Origin of the sequence: Mycolicibacterium canariasense (assembly GCF_002101555.1) — a bacterium.
GTDB classification, from domain to species: Bacteria; Actinomycetota; Actinomycetes; order Mycobacteriales; family Mycobacteriaceae; genus Mycobacterium; species Mycobacterium canariasense.
The window spans coordinates 81,519-102,110 of record NZ_LQOL01000038.1 but is presented as its reverse complement, the minus strand read 5'-3'; the positions used below and the strand labels follow the sequence as shown (position 1 = coordinate 102,110).

Here is a 20,592-nt window from a genome sequence, read left to right as displayed (position 1 = left end):
CCCGGACGGACCCCAGGAGACCCCGTGGACACCCTCTCGATCACCCGCAGCATCGACATCGACGCCCCCATCGACCGGGTGTGGTCGGCGCTCACCCAAGCCGACCTGATCGCCCAATGGTTCGGCGACACCTGCGAATTCGACGCCGTCCCGGGTGGCACCGGCTATTTCGGCTGGGAACACCACGGCAAGCATCGGGTGGTGGTCGAACACATCGAAGCGCCAAGGGTTTTGGTGTACCGCTGGGCGCATACCGCCGATGTCGATCCGGCGCCGGGCAATTCCACGGTGGTGCGGTTCGAACTCACCGAGATCGACGGCGGCACCCGGCTGGACCTGCTGGAGACCGGCTTCGAGGAACTGCAGGATCCGCAGGCCGCACACGCCGACAACACGGGTGGCTGGACCGCCGAACTGGGCGAACTCGTCGAATTCGTGCAGCGCCGGCCGTGACGGCGGTCCCGGGAGTGCTGGCGGTGCTCGCCGACGAAACCCGCTGGCAGATCCTCACCGAACTCGGCGCACAAGACCTGTCGGCCAGTGCGTTGGCGACCCGGATGCCGGTCAGCAGGCAGGCGATAGCCAAGCACCTCGCCGTCCTCGCCGATGCCGGGCTGGTGCAACCGGTGCGGGCCGGCCGAGAGATCCGCTATCGGGCGCTGGGCGCCAGGCTCAGCGCGCTGGGCGCGGAGCTGGACCGCATCGGCCGGCGGTGGGACCAGCGGCTGGCGGCCATCAAGCGGATCGCCGAGGGCACCGGCCCGGCGTAGCCTCGGACATGCGTTTAGCGGCCGGGTTCCCGGGAACCCGGCGGTGATGAGGGCAACCATGCAGGACAACGACGACGTCCGCGCGGCGGTGCGGTTCGGCCTCCTCACGGCGGTGGCCGGGGTGAGCTTCCTGGTGGTGGCCGCGCTGCTGGTGAGTTCCTGTCACGGCGCGATCGCGGATTCGGCCGCCTGCGGGCCGCCGCAGCGCCTGGCGCTGGCCCTGGGCGCACCGATCATCCTGCTGATCGGTGGACTGTACGCCTTCGTCCGCACGTACCGCGCCTGGAAGCAGCGGCACGCCTGGTGGGCCTGGCAGGGGGCCGGCTGGTTCCTCATGTTGCTGATGTTGCTGACACTGACGATGGGCCTGCCCGCCATGGCCGGTCCGGTGCTCGGATCGTGACCGCCGTGTCGCCGCTGCGCGCCCTGGCCCTGGTGTGCAGCCTCAAGCCCAGCCCGGCGCCGTCGAGCAGCGAACTGATGGCCGAACACGTCTGCTCGGCACTGCGCACGATGGGCGTCGACACCGAGACGCTGCGCTGTGCCGACCATGCCATCGCCCCCGGCGTGCAGGCCGATATGGGCGACGGTGACCAGTGGCCACCGATCCGGGAGAAGGTGCTGTCCGCCGACATCCTGGTGCTCGCTACGCCGGTATGGCTGGGCCACCCTTCGAGCGTCGCGCAGCGGGTACTGGAGCGTTTGGACGCCGAATTGTCCACTACCGACGAACTGGACAGGCCCGTCCTGGTGGACAAGGTGGCCGTCGTCGCCGTGGTCGGCAACGAGGACGGTGCGCACAAGACCGTCGCCGATCTGTTCCAGGCGCTCAACGACATCGGCTTCTCCATACCGGCGCAAGGGTGCACGTACTGGAACGGTGAGGCCATGGGCAGCACCGATTACCTGGAGTTGGACCAGGTTCCCGAGGCGGTTTCCTCGGCAACGGTGGCCGCAGCCCGCAACGCGGCGCACCTGGCTGAGGCGCTGCGCACCGGCGGATACCCGCGGTACACCTGAAGACGATGTGCCTTCCGTTGCCGACATCGGCGATCTACCCTTGATTACAGCCTTTCCATCGGCTCGCAGTGGCCGGGAGGTGAGGGAGAAGGAGGGTTGCCATGAAGGGCCCGAAAGACCCGGTCGATCACACTCGCACGACGCGGCCACATGCCGGGGAGTCCATGAAGGACAATCTGATCATGCCGGCGCTCATCCTCATCGGGGTGGCATTGGTGCTGTTCGTTGCGAGCCTCGCGGCGTTTGCGACAAAGCATTTCGATGTCGGCTTGACGATGGCCACGCTGTCCGGCGCCGGGCTGCTGGTGGGCGCGCTGTGGCTGACGCTGGAACACGTCCGGGTGCGTAGGATCGAAGATCGTTGGTACGCAGCACATCCCGACGTGCCACGGCAGCACCCCAACAGCTGACCGCACTCAGCCCAGCAGACCCCTTCGGGTGAGCTGCTGGGCTGGGTGGTTCCCATCGTGCCGGCGGGTCAGCGGCGTTGTTCTGCCCGCTGGCGCTGTTCGGCTGCCTGCGCGCCACCGCGGGCGGCGTCGGCTTCGGCCTCCTTCTTGGCGGCGTCGCGCTGTGCGTCCGCCTTGTCCTGCTGCGCCTTGCCTTCTTCGGTGAGGTCGTGGCGGCCGGTCACCGTACCGACGGCTTCCTTGATCTTGCCCTTGGCGTCCTCGACGACGCCGCTGACGGCCTCTTCGGGTCCGGTCTTCTTGTCGGTCATTATTACCTTTCCGCTAACCAGAGTGGATTGGTGTCCTACACGGCGGCACTGCCGCGTACAGCCGAGGGTTTCCCGTCACGGCCCGCGCCCAAACCCCAGGGCTCGCCGCGTATCCCGCGCTCGGGCGTGGTTTCGCCTGCCACGCGATCGGGTATTCGCCTGCCACTGGATTCGACCGATGGAGGCTTCCATGTTCCGGGGATTAGCCGGCACGATCGTGTTGGTCTGGCTGTTGATCGGGGTATTGGCGGCCTGGCAACGCGACTACTTCCACAGCGGCCAAACGAATTGCGCCACAGCGGGTCAGATTGCGCTCACCGTGCTGGCCGGGCCACTGAACTATGCCGGCGTCAATCCCAAGGTGGTCGACTGCCGGCTGCCCGAGCCCAGTGCCATGCCGTCATACGTTCCTGCGTGATCGGTGAAATGAGGTAATCATGGTGGTTCTCGGAGCGGTCCTGCTCATTCTCGGACTCGTCCTCAACGTCTACGTGCTGTGGGTGATCGGCGTCATCCTGCTCGTGGTCGGCGCCGTGTTCTGGTTGCTCGGATCGGTCGGACGGCCGGTCGGCGGTCGCCGCTACTGGTATTAGCCCGAGACCGGTCATGGGCGTCGACGTCGATCATCCCGAACGTGACCAGCAGTGGAACAACGCGGCCAGGGGCGAGACGGCAGCCCAACGGCTCGACCGCAATTGGTCCAGCCTGCTGCAGGAACTGCGGGTCGTCGAGACCGGCGTGCAACTGCTCACCGGTCTGCTGCTGATGCTGCCGTTCCAGAACCGGTTCGACCGATTGGACGCCGCGATGCGGGTGGTCTACCTGATCACCGTGAGCTGTTCGCTGGGGGCCACGATGCTGTTGGTGGCACCCATCGGCATGCATCGGATGATGTTCCGCCGGCACCGGCTCGACGTGATCGTCGCGGGTGCGCACCGCCTGGCGTATTACGGGCTCATGCTGCTCGCACTCGCGCTGGCGGGCGTGTCGGTGCTCATCTTCGATGTGGTCGTCGGTTCCCGTGCCGGCATCCTCGCCGGTGGCGTGACCGCGCTGGCGCTGATCGGGCTGTGGCTGGTGCTGCCGCTGGTGCTGCGCACGCGGCCACCGCCCTGAAAGGGCGAATCGGGCACCGCCCTGAAAGGGCGAATCGGGCACCGCCCTGAAAGGGCGAATCGGGCACCGCCCTGAAAGGGCGAATCGGGCACCGCCCTGAACGCGGGTTTGTCGCCGGGCATGCTCGGGTACCTGGTGGAGCATGACCAGCTTCGGCTACACCCTGATGACCGAACAGAGCGGCCCCAAGGATCTGGTGCGCAACGCCGCGGCCGCCGAGGCGGCCGGTTTCGACTTCGAGGTGTGCAGCGACCACTTCTCACCATGGCTGGCCGCCCAAGGCCATGCGCCGCACGCGTGGACGGTGCTGGGCGCGGTGGCGCACGTGACCGAACGGGTTGAGCTGTACTCGTATGTCACCTGTCCCACCATCCGATACCACCCGGCCGTCGTCGCGCAACAAGCCGCGACGCTGCAGATCCTCGCCGATGGCCGGTTCACCCTGGGCCTGGGCAGCGGCGAGAACCTGAACGAGCATGTGGTGGGGAAGGACTGGCCCACCGTCGGCCGGCGCATCGACATGCTTGCCGAGGCCATCAAGATCATCCGGGAACTGTTCAGCGGGGAGTTGGTCGACTTTCGGGGTGAGTTCTTCGAAGTCGACTCGGCCCGGCTGTGGGACATCCCGGACGTGCCGGTGGCCTTGGCGGTGTCGATGACGGGGGCGAAATCGGTCGAGAAGCTGGCGGATTTCGCCGACCATTTCATCGACACCGCACCCGACGGCGATGTCGTCGAGACGTGGCGACGTCGCCGCCGGGCGGTGGGTCTGCCCGACGGCCGCGTGATCGGCCAACTGCCGGTGTGCTGGGATCCCGACCGGGACAAGGCAATACAGCGGGCGCACGAACAGTTCCGTTGGTTCGGCGGCGGCTGGTCGGTGAACGCCGACCTGCCGACGACGGCCGGCTTCGCCGCCGCCAGCAAGTTCGTCCGCCCCGAGGACGTCGCCGAGAGCATCCCGTGCGGACCCGACCTGGACGCCATCGTGGAGGCCGTGCGGCCCTACCGCGACGCCGGATTCACCGATATCGCGCTGGTCCAGGTCGGCGGGCAGGCGCAGGACCAGTTCCTGGCCGAGGCGGCCGAGCCGCTGCTGGCCGCGCTGCGGGCCGAGCTGGGATGACCGAGCGGCGCGTGGTGCGGGTCGTCGCGGGTGGTCCGGTGATCATCGAAGGCCCGGTCTCCATCGAAATGCCCGACGGCCGGGTGGTGGAATCCGACCGGTTCAAGGTGGCCATCTGTGCGTGCCGCCGGTCCCGGACCTACCCACTCTGCGACACCAGCCACCGCAAGAAAATCAGAAAAGCGGCGACATCGACGCCGAAATCAGCTGAGCGGCAGCAGGAGTGAGCTGCGCTGGTCGCGCCAGCATTTCATCAGGTGATCGGCCAACCGGTCTTCGACGAGTTCGAAGGCCCGGATGCCGAATACGACATCGGGCTCCAGATCGGGTTCGCGGGCCAACAGGTCACCGACCACGTCGGTGCGCACCACCTGCTCGTGGACGGCGTCGGCCTCCACGTGCTCCAGATAGAACCGCGTGCACGGCGCCGGCGCGCCCATCCGGTCCAGCGCGTCGGCGAGCCGCTGCGATCCCGGTGGCGAGGTGATCTCGGTGGCCGCGAAGTGCCCGACCGTCGCACCCCGCCAGCGCCGGTGCAGGCCGAACATCGACATCAGGTTGACCACCGCCAGCGACTCGGCGGGAACGGTCTCCAGGTACGCCAGATAGCCGTCATCCAATCCGGCGGCCGCCAAGAGGTCGGCGAACAACTGCTGATGGACCTGTCCGCCCCGACCGCCCCCGAATTCGTCGAATTCGACGGCCACGAAGGACGCCTTGGCCTGACCGACCAACCGGGGGATGACCCAGGCGTGCGGATCAGCCTCCTTGAGGTGGTAGATGGACCGGTGCACGAAGTACTCGCGCATCTGCTCCCAGCTGCCTTCGGTCAGCAGGAAATGGGACGGGCCGCTGCCGTCGACGGGTTCGGTGGACAGCCGGTCCATCTCGTCGGCCGCGTCGAGCCCGGTCAGGTCTCCGACTCCCCGCCGGATATCGGCCAGGAATGCCGCTTCCAGCCGGTTGCGCAGTTCGATCAGCGCGGGATCCCACTCCCACCCCGCATCCACCCCGGTGAAACCGCGATAGAACAACTCGTAGCACAACTGCAGCGCCAGCTGGACGTCCCGACCGTAGGGATCCGATTCGGCCAGCGCGGCGTTCGACGAACCGTCAAGGGGCGCACCGGTGGTCAATCGGTCGATCACCGCGCCGGACAGCGGGCCTGCCGGTGCGGGCATGCCACGTGTGATGTCGGCCATGATCAGATCTGCTGGCGCAGCCGGTGCAGCTGGTCGCTGCCCTGCTCGATGGCCGTCTCGGCGAGTTCGGCGCCCCTGCGGCGGGCCTTCTCGGCGATCGGGGTGCCGCGTTCGATGGCGGTTTCGGCGAGTTCGGCGCCCTTCCGGCGGGCCTTCTCGGCGATCGGCGCGCCGCGTTCGATCGCGGTGGCGGCCAGGTCGCGTCCGCGCTCGGCACCCACCTGCAGGCCGTGTCCGAGCTTCTCGGCAATCTCGGCGATCTCGCCGTCCGTGCCGCTGTCGCCGATCGGCAGCGCGGCCGACACGGCGCCCGCCGCCAGCCGTGCGGCGCGCCGTCCGCGCCAGCCGAGGGAGGGCTTGCCCGCGGTGTCGGCAGATGCCAGCACGAGCCCGCCGATCAGGCTCAGATCGGTGAGGAATCCCCGGCGTTTGGCCGCCTTGCGCTCTGGATCGGACTCGTTCCAGAACATGTGATCACCGAGGTTGCCGGGGATCACCGTGGCGGCCAGCAGCGCGGACGCGACGCGCGGGATCCGGCCGGTGGCCAACAGCAGCCCCGCGCCGATCTGGACGCCGGCGTTCACCCGCGCGACGGTCACCGCATCGGAGGGGACCTTGGTGCCGACGGGCTCGGGGAGGGTCTGCAGACCTTCCAGCGTGGGGCGTACGACATCAGAAGCGGACTTGGTGTCCAGAAGGGTCTCGATACCCTGCCCGATGAACGCGACGGACAGCAACGGACGGGCGACTCTGCGCAACAACATGTGACCCGGGATTCCCGGCATCACCCGCGCCGAAACATCGTCATGGCAGCGCCGCGGGCGCCCGGGTGTAACCGGGCCGCAAGGTGATCCGCTCCGAGCCGATCCGCGCGATATCGGACCAGCCGGCCACGAAGGTGCCGCGGTGCCACCAACGGGCCAGCGCGGCGATCAACACCGGGGCGTTCGTGCCGGTGCGGTCATAACCCAGATACGACGAGCCGGTACGCGGGCTCACCACCAGGCCGAGCACCTCGGGGCTACCCCGGCAGTCGTCGGGCACCGAGAGCCGGATGTCGACCACGGTGCCCACCGGATGATGGCCGGCGTCGACGAGGGCGACGCCGAGAAGCCTACTCAGCTGCATGCCGGCCCCCCGGGATGCGGCCGATGACATGATCGCGCAGCCACTGTTCCACCCAGTGCACATCGGTGACGACGTCCGTCGGGGCCACCTGCACGGTGACACCGACCCGGGTCACCTTGTCCCACGGGATCTCCTGCAATCGGGACCGGGGCGGGGCGCCGCCGAAGATCCGGGTTCCCAGCACCTGACCGGACAGGATCCCGGTGACCTTCGGGGCCGGTGCGCCCGTGGGGATGTCGCGATCCGGTTCCACGCCGTCCAGTTCCAGATCGTCGACGATGCCCACCGGATCGCCGTCCTCGTCGACGAGTTGGCGGTCCAGCAGGTGCAGCCGGGCATCCAGGATCCGCTTCGAGGCCGTCGTCGATTTCGTCATTGCCCGGCTCCCGTCACGATCATCAGCGGGATCGCGGCCAATGACGCGACCACGATGATCACCAGATACACCGATCCCAGCACGTTGGTCACCCTCCCGTTGACGTGATCGCCCATGTAGTCACGGTCGTTGGCGACGATGAGGATGGGCAGGTAGGTCAGTGGCAGCGCGATCGCGGAGAACACCACCGAGTATTCCGTCACCAGTACCGGATCCACGCCGGTGTAGAGGACCGCGACGCCGAGGACGATCGAGACCAGCATGACCGTGTGGAAGCGGGCCGCGTCGGCGGGCTTACGGAACTTGCCCCACCGCCAGCCCAGGAACTGGCCGAGGGTGTAGCCGCTGGACAACGTCGTCTCCAGCGCCGCACCGAAGGTTGCCGCCACGATGCCAATGATGGCGAAGGCCAGTGCGAGTTTGCCGCCCGCCGCGACCACCGGCATGACGACCTGCGACAGCGACGTCACCTCGATCCCGCCGGGCAGCAACACGATGGTGGCGCACGCGGCGATCGCCACCGACAGCACGCCGCCGAGTGGGAATCCGACCATCACGTTGAGCCGGGACACGCCGAGATCCTCGGTCGTCCAATGCTCCTCGACCGCGCCGGAGGAGAAGAAGAACACCTCGTACGGTGTCATCGCCGCACCGAAGAGGGCGATGGCGTAATACCAGTAGGTGGCCGCCGATTCGGATTCCGGAATGACCGGATGCGTGACGGCATGCCCGAGCGCCGACCAGTCGGGCATCAGCGCGAACACGGCGACGGCGAAGACGATGAGGCACAACCCGGTGACTCCGGTGATGTTCTCCATGATGCTGAACTTCACCCGCCACACCACGACCCATATCGCGAAGGCGGCCAACGGAATCCACACCATGCGGCCGACATCGCTGGCCAACTGTAGGGCCAGCGCGACACCGCCGATCTCGGCCGTCAGCGTCATCAGGTTGATCAGGAAGGACGCGCTCAGGTTGGCCGCAGCGGTGCGCGGACCGAGGCGTTCGCGGATGAGCTCGAAGGTCGCCCGACCGCTCACGGCGGCCACCCGACCGGCCATCTGGGCGAACAAGCAGATGCCCACCACACCGACGACCACCACCCAGGCCAGGGCCAGCCCGAAGCGTGATCCGACAACGGCGTTCGTCACCAGGTCCCCGATATCGAGGAAACCGCCGATGGCGGTCAGGATGCCCAGCGCCACCGCGAAGAACTTCTTCATCAGCGGTATCCGCTCTCCAGGGTTGCCGCCGCCGTCAGCAACCGGTCGTGCAGTGTCGGCAGCGGCGGTTGCCCTGGCACGCCGCGCACCGCAACCGATGCGGTGTTCAGTTCGGTGATGATGCCGGTGACGGCGTTGGCCAGCATGCCCTGCCTGCCGACGTCGACCGGATCTTGCACCCGCAGTTCGGCAATGCCCTGGTAAGCCTTGACCGCCTCGTCGCGGGCATCGGAGAGCTGGACGGCGGCCAGTTGCGCGGTGGACCGGCCGCGGTGAAACAGGTCGAGTGCCAGGGCGCCGCTGCGCGCGGCCGCGGTGCTCTCCTCCATTGCCTGGGCCAGTCGGCCGGGCGCGCCGTCGCGGTTGGCCGGGCACTGCGTCAGCAACAGGCCGAGCGCCGCAACGCACAGCAGCGCGAGTAGCGACGTGCGGATGGCCCGCGGCCGTCTTCCCTTGCGCTGCATGACCGGTCCTCAGCCCGGCAGGGTCTCGCCGCCCAGGGGCGAGAGGACTTCGCCGCTGTAGTACGACGACAGCAGGTCGGCCGCGAAGAAGACGTACGACGGCGCGATCTCATCGGGTTGCGCCGGGCGGCCCAACGGCGTGTGGCCGCCGAACGATTCCACCTTGTCCGGCGGCATGGTGGCGGGGATCAGCGGTGTCCACACCGGACCGGGCGCCACGCAATTGACCCGGATCCGGCGGTCGGCCAGGGACTGCGCCAGCGCGTAGGTGAAGGCCAGCACGGCACCCTTGGTGGCCGAATAGTCGATCAGCGTCTTGTTGCCGCGCAACCCGTTCACCGACGCGGTGTTGACGATGGCCGCGCCGTCGGGAAGGTGTTCCAGCGCCGCTTTGGTGACGCGGAAGAAGCTGTCGATGTTGACGGCGAAGGTGCGTCGCCACTGTTCGTCGGAGATCTCCGACAACGATTGCCGCGGCGCCTGGTAGGCGGCGTTGTTCACCAGGATGTCCAGACCGTCCAATTCTCCGACGGTACGCGTCACCACCGTCGCGCAGTGCCCGGCGTCGGCGAGTTCGCCGGGCAGCAGCACGCACCTGCGCCCAGCCGCGCTCACCAACGACGCGGTGTACGCGGCGTCCTCGTCCTCCTCGAGGTAGGCGATCGCGACATCGGCACCCTCCTTGGCGAACGCCACCGCGACCGCCCTGCCGATACCGGAATCACCACCGGTGATCAGGGCCCGCCGCCCCACGAGCAGATCTCGGCCGACGTACTCGCGCATCTCGTCGCGCGGCGGATTCGCCATGTCCGCGGTGTGCCCGGGGTAGGGGATCACGTTCTCGGACGGCTCCATCGCGGGCCTCAGCTTTCCCTGCCGAAGTCGTCGTCACCGGTGTCGACGACTTCGTTCTGCTCCTGCCAATCTGCTGCGGACGCCTCCAGCGGAGGTGCGCCGGGGTCGGTGACGGAGTTCTCTTCGTCGGGCACCGGTTCGGTGACATCGCGGAGCTGCTCGACCGCATCGGCCTCCGGCACCGCATCGGGGAACTGTTCGCGGTCCATGCGAGCGGGGTACCCGGACCGCCAAGATCAAAAACACTTCGCACGTTTAAGAGAGAAGTGCCAGGGTACTTCGGCCCCCATGCAGACGGACCATCAGCGCAACGTGCTCGTATGGCACGTGCACGGTTCCTGGACCGAATCGTTCACGGCGGGGCCGCATCGCTACCTCGTGCCGGTCGCGACAGCGGGCGAACAGGACGAGGCCCGCGGCCTGATGGGCCGTAATTGGCCACGCGCGCAAGAGGTTCCACTTGCCGAGCTGCGCGAGACCGACATCGACCTGGTGGTCTTGCAGCGACCGGAAGACCTGGCCGCAACGTACCTGTGGCTGGGTCGGCGGCCGGGAGCCGACATCCCGGCCGTCTATGTCGAGCACAATGCGCCGCGGCCGCATCCGGTGGACAGCGTGCATCCCCTCGCGGGCCGGCGCGACATCCCGATCGTGCACGTCACCGATTACAACCGGCTGATGTGGGACAACGGGATCGCACCCACCTTCGTCATCGACCACGGCGTGGCCGACCCCGGCCACCTCTACACCGGCGACGTGGCGGCCGCGGCCACCATGGTCAACGAGCCGGTACGGCGCTGGCGCACCGTGGGTGCCGATCTGCTGGCCGAGCTGTCCAGGTCGGTTCCCGTCGATGCGTGGGGGATCGACACCGAGGAGCTCAACCACGACAGGACCGGCCGTACCGGAAAAGTACGCGGCAAAGGCGATGTGACCGCCCCGCAGCTGTGGCGGCACGTCGCGCGGCGGCGGGTGTATCTGCACACCGCCCGGTGGACGTCGCTGGGGCTGTCGCTGATCGAGGCGATGTATCTGGGCATGCCGGTGGTGGCGGTCGCCTCGACGATGGCACCGCTGGTGGTGCCGACCCAAGCCGGCGTGGTGAGCGCCGACGTCCCGGCGCTGGCCCGCGCCGTGGAGGGCTTCGTCCGGGATCCGGCCGCCGCCGCCGCGGCAGGTAAGGCCGCCAGGGATTACGCCGTCGAGCATTTCGCGCTCGGCCGGTTCCTGGCCGAGTGGGACGAGGTCATCGAGGACCGTTGCCGCACATGAGGCCTGCCGTCGACGTCGGGAAGTTTGTTGGGAGAAGGAAGGCGCAATGAGGATAGCGATGGTGTCCGAGCACGCCAGTCCGCTTGCGGCGCTGGGCGGAGTTGACGCCGGCGGACAGAACGTCCACGTGGCGGCGTTGTCGGCGGCGATGGCCCGCCGCGGACACGAGGTGGACGTATACACCCGCCGCGACGACGCCGGCATCGACGAATGCGTGCGCACGCCGGACGGATACACGGTGGTGCATGTGCCGGCCGGACCTGCCGAGCCCATTCCCAAAGACGACATGCTGCCTTATATGGGGCAGTTCGCCCGGTTCCTGCACCAGCGTTGGTCGTCGAACCGGCCCGATGTCGCGCACGCCCACTTCTGGATGTCCGGCGTCGCCGCACAGCTGGCTGCGCAACCGCTGAACATCCCTGCCGTGCAGACCTTTCACGCTCTCGGGGTGGTGAAACGCAGGCACCAGGGCGGCCAGGACACCAGTCCGGCCGAACGGACCAAACTGGAGGCGCTGGTCGCGCGCAACGCCACCTGGGTGGCGGCCACCTGCACCGACGAGGTGTTCGAGCTGATCCGGTTGGGTCGGTCTCGGACCCGCACCTCGGTGGTGCCGTGTGGGGTGGACATCGACCTGTTCACCCCCGACGGCCCGGTGGCGCAGCGTGGCAAGAGGCGGCGCATCCTCAGCGTCGGCCGATTCGTGCAGCGCAAGGGATTCGACGTGGTGCTCCGGGCGTTGCCGGCGATCCCGGACACCGAGTTCGTGATCGTCGGTGGGCCGGATGCCGCCCGCCTGAACGGCGATGCCGAGGCGAAGCGGTTGCTGGCCCTGGCCGACGAACTCGGCGTGGCCGACCGGGTGCGGCTGTGTGGCGCGGTGGCCCGTGCCGATATGCCGGCGATGCTGCGCTCGGCCGATGTCGTGGCGTGTACGCCGTGGTACGAACCGTTCGGCATCGTCCCGTTGGAGGCGATGGCGTGTGGGGTGCCCGTGGTGGCCGCCGCGGTGGGCGGAATGCTCGATACCGTCGTCGACGACGTGACCGGTCGGCTGGTCCCGCCGAAACGGCCGGACGTGTTCGCCGACGTGGTCAACGTGCTTCTGCGCAACGACTTTGCGCGCCGCGGGCTCGGTGCAGCCGGACGGGACCGGGCCCGGGCCCGGTACTCCTGGGACCGGGTCGCCGCCGATACCCTGCGGCTCTACGACCGGCTCTGCCCGGTCGGGTTCGGCCGCCCGCGGTCACGGACGAAGGTGTCGTCGGGATGAGGATGCTCAAGGACTGCGAGTTGGTGTTCGACGGCGGCGGGCAGGCGCCGCCGCTCGCGCAGCACCGACGGCAGCAATCGCACCGCCTGCCCGGCCGCCCGCAGGTGGGCGGGGTCGCGGATGGCGGACCCGAACAGGATTACGGCACTGCGCAATCCGTGGCCGACCGGCCTGCGCAGCCACGAGGTGAGCGCGGTGTTGCGCAGCACCCTGGCCTGCTGGGCGGCCGTCGGCTCGCGCAGCTGCGACGGCTGGTGGAATGCGGTCAGCTCAGGGCAGTAGCACAGCTGCCATCCCGACGCCGCCAGATCCATTGCCAGCAACTGCTCTTCGCCGCGGAAATGCAGGATCGGGCTGAATCCGCCCGCCGCCTCGAAGGCGCTCTTGCGTACCATCGCGGCGCAGGCCATGAAGCCGAGGATGGTCGGACCCGGCAGATCCGCCCGGCTCGGCAGGGGACTGCCGGCCAGGTGTGCCACCATCGGATCCTCGTCGCCGCCGGGCCACACCACGGTGCGCGCGGCCAGCAGGGCCAGGTCGGCATGGCGGTCGAAGAGCTCGACTGCGCGACCGGGGGCGTCGGTCGCCCACCACGAGTCGTCGTCGCAGAACGCGATGTACGGGGTGCGGCTGTTCGTGACACCGATATTGCGGGCCACCGCCCCCAGGTTCGCGCCCAGCGCCAGCACCTGCACCCGCGGCTCACCGGCAGCGATCCGGCGTATCCGCGCCACCGAATCGTCGCGGGAGTGGTTGTCCACCACGACAATCGGGCACCTGGTGGTGTCCAGCAACCGCTGGACCACCGCTTCCAGTTCGTCACCGCGATCACGGGTGGCGATCACGAAGGACATCCGGTCATCGAGCTGCACTGGGTGAGTCATAACCGGCACGGCTACCCACGGCAACGATTGGCAAACCATGACTGAACAACGACGCGCCCTCGTCACCGGCGGCGGTGGCTTCCTGGGCGGCCACCTGTGCCGCCGGCTGCTGGACGCCGGCACGCAGGTGGTGAGCCTGGACAACCTGTCCACCAGTGCACCGCGGGCCGATACCGCGCTGGCCGGCCACCCCGGCTACCGGTTCATCCGGCGCGATATCGCCGATCCACTCGATCCCGGCGAGCTGCCCGAGGTCGACGTCATCTTCCACCTGGCATCACCGGCCTCCCCGGTGGACTATCTGCGGCTGCCGGTGCAGACGCTGCGCACGGGGGCGCTGGGCACGGCCAATGTGATCGCGCTTGCCGAGCAGTTCGGGGCACGGCTGGTACTCGCCTCGACCAGTGAGGTGTACGGCGACCCGCTGCAACATCCGCAGCACGAAAGCTATTGGGGCAACGTCAATCCCATCGGGCCGCGTAGCGTGTACGACGAGGCGAAGCGCTTCGCCGAGGCTCTGACGTTCGCGCACCGGCGGGCCAACTCGGTCGACACCGGGGTGGCGCGCATCTTCAACACCTACGGGCCGGGGATGCGCGCCGACGACGGGCGGGTGGTCCCGACATTTTGCGCCCAGGCGCTGTCGGGGCGGCCGCTGACGGTGCACGGATCCGGTGAGCAGACCCGCTCACTGTGCTATGTCGACGACACCGTGGATGCCCTTGTCGCCCTGGCGGCCGCGGATTGCGCGGGCCCGGTCAACATCGGTAACCCGGATGAGCTCACCGTGGTGCAGATCGCCGAGATCATCCGGGACCTGGCGGGTAGCACATCGCCCATCGAATTCGTGCCGGCCCAGGGTGACGACCCGAAACGGCGTTGCCCCGACATCGGCGCGGCGGCCGAATTCTTGGGCTGGTATCCGCAGGTGACATACAAGCAAGGGTTGGCCGAGACGGTCGAGTGGTTCGCGGGCCAGGCGGCCCCCGCGCAAGACAGCAAGTAGAGGATGGGGAGAACGTGCGGATCTTGGGAATCAACGGGGTGTTTCACGATCCCGCCGCCGCCTTGGTGGTGGACGGCAGGATCGTCGCCGCGGCCGAGGAAGAGCGGTTCAGCCGGCGCAAACACGGCAAACAGGCGGTGCCCTTCTCGACGTGGGAACTGCCGGTGCAGTCGGCACGCTGGTGCCTGCACCAGGCCGGCCTGCAGCCGGCCGATCTGGACGCGGTCGGCTACTCCTACGATCCGCGGCTGATGGACTTATCCAGCCAGGCCCCGGCGGAGTTGGCCGGGCTGGACCGGGATTGGGAGTACCTGCGCACGATGTACGCCCGGCGTGCCCCCCAGTTCCTGAAAACTGCGCTGCCCGGGCTGGATCCGGCCAAGGTGCGCTTCGTCCGGCATCACGTGGCGCATGCGGCGTCCAGTGCACTGGCCGCGCCCAGCCGGGATTGTGCGGTGCTGGTGGTCGACGGGCGCGGTGAACGCACGTCGATGCTGGCCGGCGTGTACACCGATGACAAGCTCGACGTGCTGGCCACCCAGGAACTGCCGCATTCGCTGGGCCTGTTGTACGAGGATCTCACCGAACATCTCGGATTCCAGCGGTCCAGCGACGAATACAAGGTCATGGCGATGGCGTCCTACGGCAAGCCGCGTTTCGTCGAGCAATTCCGGCGGCTGGTGTACCTGACCGACGACGGCGGCTTCCGCACGCACCCGCCGGACTGGTCGTCCTTCGGATCGGGGTGGGACGACCGGGTGGACCTGGCCTGCAGCGTGCAGCGGGTGGTCGAGGAGGTGCTGCTGGGGCTGGTGCACTGGTTACGCGCCCGCACCGATCACGAAACCCTGTGCCTGGCGGGGGGAGTGGCGCTCAACTGTGTGGCCAACTCGATACTGCACCGCCAAGGCGGGTTCGAGCGGGTGTGGGTACAGCCCGCGGCCGGTGACTCGGGCACCGCACTCGGCGCCGCCTTGGCGTTGGCCGCCGAGGCGGGGGAAGCGATCACGCCGATGGGTTCGGCCGCGCTGGGCCGCGGCTGGTCGGACGACGAGATCGTGCGCGCACTACAGGACGCCGCCGTGCCCTTCGAACGCCCCGCGGATCTGGCCACCGCGGTGGGCGAGGCGTTGGCCGATAACCAGCTCATCGGCTGGTTCCAGGGCCGTTCCGAGTTCGGTCCGCGGGCCCTCGGCCAGCGCTCGCTGCTGGCCGATCCCCGGCACGTCGACAACCTGGAGCGGCTCAACAACGTCAAGGGGCGCGAACAGTTCCGCCCGGTCGCCCCGATGGTGCTGGCCGAGCGGGCGAGCGACATCTTCTCCGGCGGCCCGATTCCCAGCCCGTACATGCTGTTCGTGCACGACGTGGCAGCACAGTGGCGTGACCTCATCCCGGCGGTCACCCACGTCGACGGGACGGCCCGCATCCAGACCGTGGCACCCGACGATCATCCGCTGTTGCACAACACCATTCGGGTATTCGCCGAGGCCACCGGGGTGCCGGTCGTCGTCAACACCAGCTTCAACACCGCGGGTCGGCCGATGGTGGACAGCCCACGCGATGCGCTGGAGTGCTTCGGCAGCGCGCCGATCGACGTGCTGGCCATCGGCCCCTGCCTGGTGCGGAGGCCGCGATGACGGCCATCCCCGATGTCGCCATCGTCATCCCCACCATCGGGCGCGAGTCGCTGTACCGGCTGCTCGCGGTGCTGGATCGCTCAGCCGGCCCGGCCCCGGCCGCGGTGATCGTGGTCGACGACCGGCGCGCGACGGCACCACCGCTGCCGGCCGGGACGCAACGGTTGCCGGTCGCCGTGCTGCGCAGCGGCGGGCGCGGCCCCGCCGCCGCCCGCAATGCCGGGTGGCGCAGCGCCGGTGCGTCGGTGCGTTGGATCTGTTTTCTGGACGACGATGTCATACCCGACGACGACTGGCTGGCACGGCTGGGTTCGGACCTCGAGGAGGCCGAGCAGAACGGTTGGGCCGCAACGCAAGGGCGGCTCACGGTGCCGGCGGAGCCGGGACGGCGCGCCACCGACGACGAGCGGCGCACCCAGCGGCTGGCCCAGGCACGGTGGATCACCGCCGATATGGCCTACCGGCGATCGGCGCTGGTCGCGGTGGGCGGCTTCGACGAACGGTTCCCGCGGGCGTACCGCGAGGATTCGGACCTGGCGCTGCGCGTGACCCGGTTGGGCGGGCAGATCGGCCGCGGGCAGCGGCATTGCACGCACCCGGTGGCCCGAGCAGACTGGCGCAGCGCCGTGCGGGCGCAGATCGGCAATCGCGACGACGCCCTGCTGCGGCGCAAGCACGGCAGGCACTGGCGCCGCGCCATCGGGGAGGGGCGCGGCCGGCTGCCCGGTCATATCGCCACCACGGTCGCCGGCGTGGCGGCATTGTCGGCGTTGGCCACCGGTCGCCGGCACGCGGCCGGCGTGGCCGCGGCGGCCTGGCTGGCGCTGAGCACCGAATTCGGTGTGCGCAGGTTCGCCGCTGGTCCGCGGACGGCGGCCGAAGCGCTCCGACTGGCCGTCAGCACCGTGGCGATCCCACCCGTGGCCGTCGCGCACCGGCTGCGGGGATGGTGGGATCATCGCGGCGCCCTGCGTGATCCACCGCTTGCCGTCCTGTTCGACCGCGATGACACCCTCATCGAGGACGGTCCGTACCTCAACGACCCCGGCGGAGTGCGCCCGGTGCCCGGCGCCGCCACGGCGCTGGACCTGTTGCGGCGCCGCGGGTTGCGGTTGGGGGTGGTGACCAACCAGTCGGGGGTGGCCAAGGGACTGATCACACCGCACCAGCTCGCGTCGGTGAACGCCCGGGTCGACGAGGTGCTCGGACCGTTCGATTCGTGGCAGGTCTGCGTGCACGACGCCGATGACAACTGCGCCTGCCGCAAGCCCTCACCGGGCATGGTGCAGGCAGCCGCGGACGCGCTGGGGGTACGGCCGTCGCGGTGTGTGCTGATCGGCGACACCGGCGGGGACGTGGAAGCGGCACTGGCCGCCGACGCCGACGCCGTGCTGGTCCCGACGGAACGCACACTGTCCCAAGAGATCTCGGCGGCCCGCAGTCGGGCCCGGGTGGCGCCGACGTTGCGGGCGGCCGTCGACATGGTGCTCAGGGATTGCCGATGAGCGGGGCGCTGGTGGCCAGGCTGGACAGCGCGGGGGATGTGCTGATCACCGGGCCCGCGGTGCGTGCGGTGGCGGCCGCGCACGGCCCGGTCACGCTGCTGGTGGGGCCGCGCGGCCGCGCGGCCGCCGAACTGCTGCCCGGCGTGCGCGGCATCGTCGAATGGCAGGCGCCCTGGGTGGATTTCGGTTCACCCCCGGTGACCGCGGCCCACGTCGACCGGTTACTGGCCACTCTCGGGGAGATCGCACCCGAGCGGGTCTACATCGCCACCTCGTTCCACCAATCGCCGCTGCCGCTGGCCCTGCTGTGCCGGATGGCGGGCGTGCCGTGGATCGGTGCGATCAGCGAGGACTATCCCGGCACCCTGCTCGATCTGCGCCACCACGTGCCGGCCGGTATCCCCGAACCGGAACGCGCACTGTCGCTGGCGCGTGCGGCGGGCTGCGCGTTGCCGCCCGATGACGCCGGGGAGTTACGCGTGCCGGCGCCGGACCTGAGCACCGGGTTGCGCCGCGTCATCGGCCGCGGTGAGTACGTCGTGTTCCATCCCGGCGCCGCCGTCCCCGCCCGCCAACCATCGGTGCGGCGTAGCGAGCGTATGGTCGCGGCGCTGGTGGCGGCCGGCCATCGGGTGGTGGTCACCGGTGACACCGCCGAACGTGGCCAAACCGCCTACGTCGCAGGAGATGTCGCCGTCGACCTGGGTGGCCGCACCAGCTTCGCCGAGCTGGCCGCCGTGTTCGCCGCCGCACGGGTGGTCGTCGCGCCCAACACCGGGCCGGCGCATCTGGCCGCGGCGGTCGGAACACCGGTGGTTTCGCTGTTCGCACCCGTGGTACCCGCATCGCAGTGGATGCCGTACGCGCGCAGGGTCATCCGGCTCGGCGATCAGAACGCGCCGTGCCGCGACAGCAGGGCACGTACCTGCCCCATACCCGGCCACCCGTGCCTGGACGGCATCAGCGACGCCGAAGTGGTTACCGCCGTCGAAGAATCAGGAGACAACGATGATCGCCACGCATCTGTCCGCGCTGCGGCAGGCTACTGACCACATCGCCGGAGAGGAACACCGCATCGCTCGGTGGGGCCGGCAGTTGGCCGGCGTGCTCGGCGCCGGTGGCCGATTGCTGGCCTGTGGTAACGGCGGCAGTGCGGCCGAGGCTCAGCACCTGACCGCCGAACTGGTGGGCCGGTTCCGCGACGAGCGACAACCATTGTCGGCCATCTCCTTACATGCCGACACCTCGGCGCTCACCGCGATCGCCAACGACTACGGTGTCGACGAGATGTTCGCCAGGGGCGTGCGCGCCCACGGACGTCCCGGCGATGTGCTCGTCGCCTTGTCGACCAGCGGCACCAGCCCCAACGTGCTCACCGCCGTCAAGGCGGCGCACGAGGTGGGCATGACGACGTGGGCGCTGACGGGGCCGGCGCCCAATCCGCTGGCAGCCATGTGCGACGATGCCGTGTGCGTGGAGGCCACCACCACGGCCACCGTGCAGGAGATGCACCTGGTCCTGGTGCACGCGTTGTGCATCGAACTCGACGAGCACCTGCTCGGCGGTCACCGTGGCTAGCCCCATCGTGGTCGTCGGCGACTCGATGCTCGACGTCGACATCGACGGCACCGCCGACCGGCTCAGCCCGGAAGCGCCTGTGCCGGTGGTCGATACCCGACACGTCTGGCACCGTCCCGGCGGGGCGGGGCTGGCCGCGATGCTCGCCGCGCGCGCCGCCGACGAGGTCGTCCTGGTGACCGCCGTCGGGAACGACGCCGACGCACAGACCCTCACCGAACTGTTGGCGGCGGCCGGGGTGCAGGTGGTGGCGCTGCCCATGGCGGGCTCCACCGTGTGCAAGACCCGGATCCGCGCCCACGGCCACCCGATGCTGCGGATCGACAAAGGCGACGGAACCGCGGCCGGCACCGACCTGCCCGCCGACGTCGCGGGCGCGCTGGAACGCGCCGCCGCGGTGTGCGTCGCCGACTACGGGCGCGGCCTCACCGCACACCCGCAGCTGCGGCGCCTGATTACCGCAGCGGCACAACGTATCCCGGTGGTGTGGGATCCGCACCCGCGCGGGGCAGATCCGGTCGGTGGCTGCGCCCTGGTGACCCCGAATCACAGTGAGGCCGGTGCCGCGACGGCGGCGGCACTGCGCACGGGCTGGGACGCCCGCGCGGTCTGCGTGACCCGAGGTGCCCACGGGGCCGTCCTGGACTGCGGTGACGGCGCCCCCGTGCACATCCCGGTGCCCGACGGTCACGCCGCCGCGCCACACCAGGATTCGTGCGGCGCGGGTGACCGGTTCGCGGTGGCCGCGACCGTCGAGCTCGCCCGCACCGGCGACGTGCGGTGTGCGGTCACCGCCGCGGTGTCGGCCGCCAGCCGGTTCGTCGCCGCCGGCGGGGCCAGCGGTGTTTCGACCGCCGCCCCGGTTCACATCCCCGTCGCTTCGCTCGCCCCGGTCATTTCCCCCGTCGCTTCGCTCGCCCCGGTCATTTCCCCCGTCGCTTCGCTCGCCCCGGAATACGGCGCCATCACCGGCGATGTCGACTCCGTCCGTGACCGCCTGCTCGCCGGCGGGGTGCGCACCCTGGTGGCCACCGGCGGCTGTTTCGACCTGCTGCACACCGGGCACGTCCGGCTGCTGCGGCAGGCCCGCCAACTCGGCGACGCGTTGGTGGTGCTGGTCAATTCGGATGCCTCGGTCCGCTCGCTGAAGGGGCCCGGGCGACCGGTGGTGCCCGACGTCGACCGGGTCAGGGTGCTCTCGGCGCTGGCGTGCGTCGACGCCGTGGTGGTCTTCGAGGAAAGCTCACCGGAAGCCGTGTTGGAGCGGCTGCGGCCCCAGATCTGGGTCAAGGGCGGCGATTACGCCGACACCCGCCTGCCCGAGGCCGAGGTGGTCGCCCGGCACGGCGGTGAGGTCGTGCTGCTGCCCACGGTCGCCGGTTACTCATCGACGAAACTGATCGCCGCCGCGCGGTCATGACAACGTAAGG

28 protein-coding genes are annotated in these 20,592 nt (G+C 69.5%); 18 read left to right on the top strand and 10 right to left on the bottom strand.

Features of this window, described 5'->3' with window-relative positions; genetic code table 11:
• Positions 1-24 precede the first annotated feature (24 nt).
• The 5 genes from AWB94_RS07975 (at position 25) to usfY (ending at position 2,200) form a co-directional block, all read left to right on the top strand.
• The gene (locus AWB94_RS07975) at positions 25-453 is read left to right on the top strand and encodes an SRPBCC family protein (RefSeq protein WP_062659762.1); all 429 of its coding nucleotides are present in this window, start codon (positions 25-27) and stop codon (positions 451-453) included.
• A complete protein-coding gene (locus AWB94_RS07970) occupies positions 450-770 on the top strand; it encodes an ArsR/SmtB family transcription factor (RefSeq protein ID WP_201029629.1) in 321 nt (106 codons plus the stop codon). The genes AWB94_RS07975 and AWB94_RS07970 overlap by 4 nt, the downstream gene beginning before the upstream one ends.
• Positions 771-828: 58 nt before the next feature.
• Complete coding sequence (locus AWB94_RS07965) at positions 829-1,173, top strand: hypothetical protein (RefSeq protein ID WP_234811659.1); 345 nt, start codon at positions 829-831, stop codon at positions 1,171-1,173.
• 5 nt (positions 1,174-1,178) lie between these two features.
• Positions 1,179-1,790: a flavodoxin family protein gene (locus AWB94_RS07960; protein WP_409365999.1), complete on the top strand. Its 612-nt coding sequence runs from the start codon at positions 1,179-1,181 to the stop codon at positions 1,788-1,790.
• 101 nt (positions 1,791-1,891) lie between these two features.
• Positions 1,892-2,200: a protein UsfY gene (gene usfY, locus AWB94_RS07955; RefSeq protein WP_062659759.1), complete on the top strand. Its 309-nt coding sequence runs from the start codon at positions 1,892-1,894 to the stop codon at positions 2,198-2,200.
• 68 nt (positions 2,201-2,268) lie between these two features.
• Here the strand turns inward: usfY and mbp1 are convergent, their stop codons facing one another.
• A complete protein-coding gene (gene mbp1 / locus AWB94_RS07950) occupies positions 2,269-2,511 on the bottom strand; it encodes a microaggregate-binding protein 1 (RefSeq protein WP_062659758.1) in 243 nt (80 codons plus the stop codon).
• A 190-nt stretch (positions 2,512-2,701) separates the two neighbouring features.
• On the opposite strand from mbp1, the gene AWB94_RS07945 reads away from it, so the two are divergent.
• The 5 genes from AWB94_RS07945 to AWB94_RS07930 all read left to right on the top strand — a co-directional run bounded on the left by AWB94_RS07945 (position 2,702) and on the right by AWB94_RS07930 (position 4,980).
• The gene (locus tag AWB94_RS07945; protein ID WP_165605423.1) at positions 2,702-2,929 is read left to right on the top strand and encodes a hypothetical protein; all 228 of its coding nucleotides are present in this window, start codon (positions 2,702-2,704) and stop codon (positions 2,927-2,929) included.
• A 19-nt stretch (positions 2,930-2,948) separates the two neighbouring features.
• Positions 2,949-3,104, top strand: coding sequence for a DUF6131 family protein (locus tag AWB94_RS34080; RefSeq protein ID WP_109762623.1), 156 nt, complete (start codon positions 2,949-2,951; stop codon positions 3,102-3,104).
• 13 nt (positions 3,105-3,117) lie between these two features.
• Positions 3,118-3,627 carry a DUF6328 family protein gene (locus tag AWB94_RS07940; RefSeq protein WP_062659756.1) on the top strand — a complete coding sequence of 170 codons (510 nt, stop codon included), beginning with the start codon at positions 3,118-3,120 and terminating at the stop codon, positions 3,625-3,627.
• Between the two features lie 142 nt (positions 3,628-3,769).
• On the top strand, positions 3,770-4,753 hold the full coding sequence (locus tag AWB94_RS07935) for a TIGR03557 family F420-dependent LLM class oxidoreductase (RefSeq protein WP_062659755.1): 984 nt from the start codon (positions 3,770-3,772) through the stop codon (positions 4,751-4,753).
• A complete protein-coding gene (locus AWB94_RS07930; RefSeq protein ID WP_062659754.1) occupies positions 4,750-4,980 on the top strand; it encodes a CDGSH iron-sulfur domain-containing protein in 231 nt (76 codons plus the stop codon). Before AWB94_RS07935 ends, AWB94_RS07930 begins: the two co-directional genes overlap by 4 nt.
• Here the strand turns inward: AWB94_RS07930 and AWB94_RS07925 are convergent.
• Genes AWB94_RS07925 through AWB94_RS07890 form a run of 8 tightly spaced genes read right to left on the bottom strand, consistent with a single transcriptional unit; the run spans position 4,957 to position 10,213 of the window.
• Positions 4,957-5,955: an iron-containing redox enzyme family protein gene (locus tag AWB94_RS07925; protein WP_062659753.1), complete on the bottom strand. Its 999-nt coding sequence runs from the start codon at positions 5,953-5,955 to the stop codon at positions 4,957-4,959. The two genes, AWB94_RS07930 and AWB94_RS07925, sit on opposite strands and share 24 nt — an antisense overlap.
• A gap of 2 nt (positions 5,956-5,957) precedes the next feature.
• Entirely contained in the window at positions 5,958-6,719 is a 762-nt protein-coding gene (locus AWB94_RS07920) for a DoxX family protein (RefSeq protein ID WP_062659752.1), read from the bottom strand.
• Between the two features lie 40 nt (positions 6,720-6,759).
• Positions 6,760-7,083 (bottom strand): hypothetical protein, encoded by a 324-nt coding sequence (locus AWB94_RS07915; protein WP_062659958.1) that lies wholly within the window; start codon positions 7,081-7,083, stop codon positions 6,760-6,762.
• Complete coding sequence (locus tag AWB94_RS07910; RefSeq protein ID WP_062659751.1) at positions 7,070-7,459, bottom strand: PRC-barrel domain-containing protein; 390 nt, start codon at positions 7,457-7,459, stop codon at positions 7,070-7,072. Before AWB94_RS07910 ends, AWB94_RS07915 begins: the two co-directional genes overlap by 14 nt.
• Positions 7,456-8,685, bottom strand: a complete 1,230-nt coding sequence (locus tag AWB94_RS07905) for an NRAMP family divalent metal transporter (RefSeq protein ID WP_062659750.1) — start codon at positions 8,683-8,685, stop codon at positions 7,456-7,458. Before AWB94_RS07905 ends, AWB94_RS07910 begins: the two co-directional genes overlap by 4 nt.
• Positions 8,685-9,149, bottom strand: a complete 465-nt coding sequence (locus tag AWB94_RS07900; protein ID WP_062659749.1) for a hypothetical protein — start codon at positions 9,147-9,149, stop codon at positions 8,685-8,687. The genes AWB94_RS07905 and AWB94_RS07900 overlap by 1 nt, the downstream gene beginning before the upstream one ends.
• Before the next feature lie 9 nt (positions 9,150-9,158).
• Complete coding sequence (locus AWB94_RS07895; RefSeq protein ID WP_062659748.1) at positions 9,159-10,004, bottom strand: SDR family oxidoreductase; 846 nt, start codon at positions 10,002-10,004, stop codon at positions 9,159-9,161.
• 8 nt (positions 10,005-10,012) lie between these two features.
• A complete protein-coding gene (locus AWB94_RS07890; protein ID WP_062659747.1) occupies positions 10,013-10,213 on the bottom strand; it encodes a hypothetical protein in 201 nt (66 codons plus the stop codon).
• 79 nt (positions 10,214-10,292) lie between these two features.
• Here AWB94_RS07890 and AWB94_RS07885 point away from each other — a divergent pair, with 79 nt between their 5' ends.
• Together AWB94_RS07885 and AWB94_RS07880 are read left to right on the top strand one after the other, a co-directional pair.
• Complete coding sequence (locus tag AWB94_RS07885) at positions 10,293-11,276, top strand: glycosyltransferase (RefSeq protein WP_062659746.1); 984 nt, start codon at positions 10,293-10,295, stop codon at positions 11,274-11,276.
• Positions 11,277-11,322: 46 nt separating this feature from the next.
• Positions 11,323-12,549: a glycosyltransferase gene (locus AWB94_RS07880; RefSeq protein WP_062659745.1), complete on the top strand. Its 1,227-nt coding sequence runs from the start codon at positions 11,323-11,325 to the stop codon at positions 12,547-12,549.
• Here the strand turns inward: AWB94_RS07880 and AWB94_RS07875 are convergent.
• Entirely contained in the window at positions 12,483-13,433 is a 951-nt protein-coding gene (locus tag AWB94_RS07875) for a glycosyltransferase family 2 protein (protein ID WP_084395508.1), read from the bottom strand. The genes AWB94_RS07880 and AWB94_RS07875 overlap by 67 nt on opposite strands.
• A 37-nt stretch (positions 13,434-13,470) precedes the next feature.
• Here AWB94_RS07875 and AWB94_RS07870 point away from each other — a divergent pair, with 37 nt between their 5' ends.
• Genes AWB94_RS07870 through AWB94_RS07845 form a run of 6 tightly spaced genes read left to right on the top strand, consistent with a single transcriptional unit; the run spans position 13,471 to position 20,582 of the window.
• A complete protein-coding gene (locus tag AWB94_RS07870) occupies positions 13,471-14,439 on the top strand; it encodes an NAD-dependent epimerase/dehydratase family protein (protein WP_062659744.1) in 969 nt (322 codons plus the stop codon).
• Positions 14,440-14,453: 14 nt separating this feature from the next.
• Positions 14,454-16,079, top strand: a complete 1,626-nt coding sequence (locus AWB94_RS07865) for a carbamoyltransferase family protein (RefSeq protein ID WP_062659743.1) — start codon at positions 14,454-14,456, stop codon at positions 16,077-16,079.
• Positions 16,076-17,584 carry an HAD-IIIA family hydrolase gene (locus AWB94_RS07860; protein WP_062659742.1) on the top strand — a complete coding sequence of 503 codons (1,509 nt, stop codon included), beginning with the start codon at positions 16,076-16,078 and terminating at the stop codon, positions 17,582-17,584. The genes AWB94_RS07865 and AWB94_RS07860 overlap by 4 nt, the downstream gene beginning before the upstream one ends.
• Positions 17,581-18,633 carry a glycosyltransferase family 9 protein gene (locus AWB94_RS07855; protein WP_062659741.1) on the top strand — a complete coding sequence of 351 codons (1,053 nt, stop codon included), beginning with the start codon at positions 17,581-17,583 and terminating at the stop codon, positions 18,631-18,633. The genes AWB94_RS07860 and AWB94_RS07855 overlap by 4 nt, the downstream gene beginning before the upstream one ends.
• Complete coding sequence (locus AWB94_RS07850; RefSeq protein WP_109762621.1) at positions 18,593-19,162, top strand: D-sedoheptulose-7-phosphate isomerase; 570 nt, start codon at positions 18,593-18,595, stop codon at positions 19,160-19,162. The genes AWB94_RS07855 and AWB94_RS07850 overlap by 41 nt, the downstream gene beginning before the upstream one ends.
• A complete protein-coding gene (locus AWB94_RS07845; RefSeq protein ID WP_234811658.1) occupies positions 19,155-20,582 on the top strand; it encodes a PfkB family carbohydrate kinase in 1,428 nt (475 codons plus the stop codon). Before AWB94_RS07850 ends, AWB94_RS07845 begins: the two co-directional genes overlap by 8 nt.
• Positions 20,583-20,592: the final 10 nt, after the last annotated feature.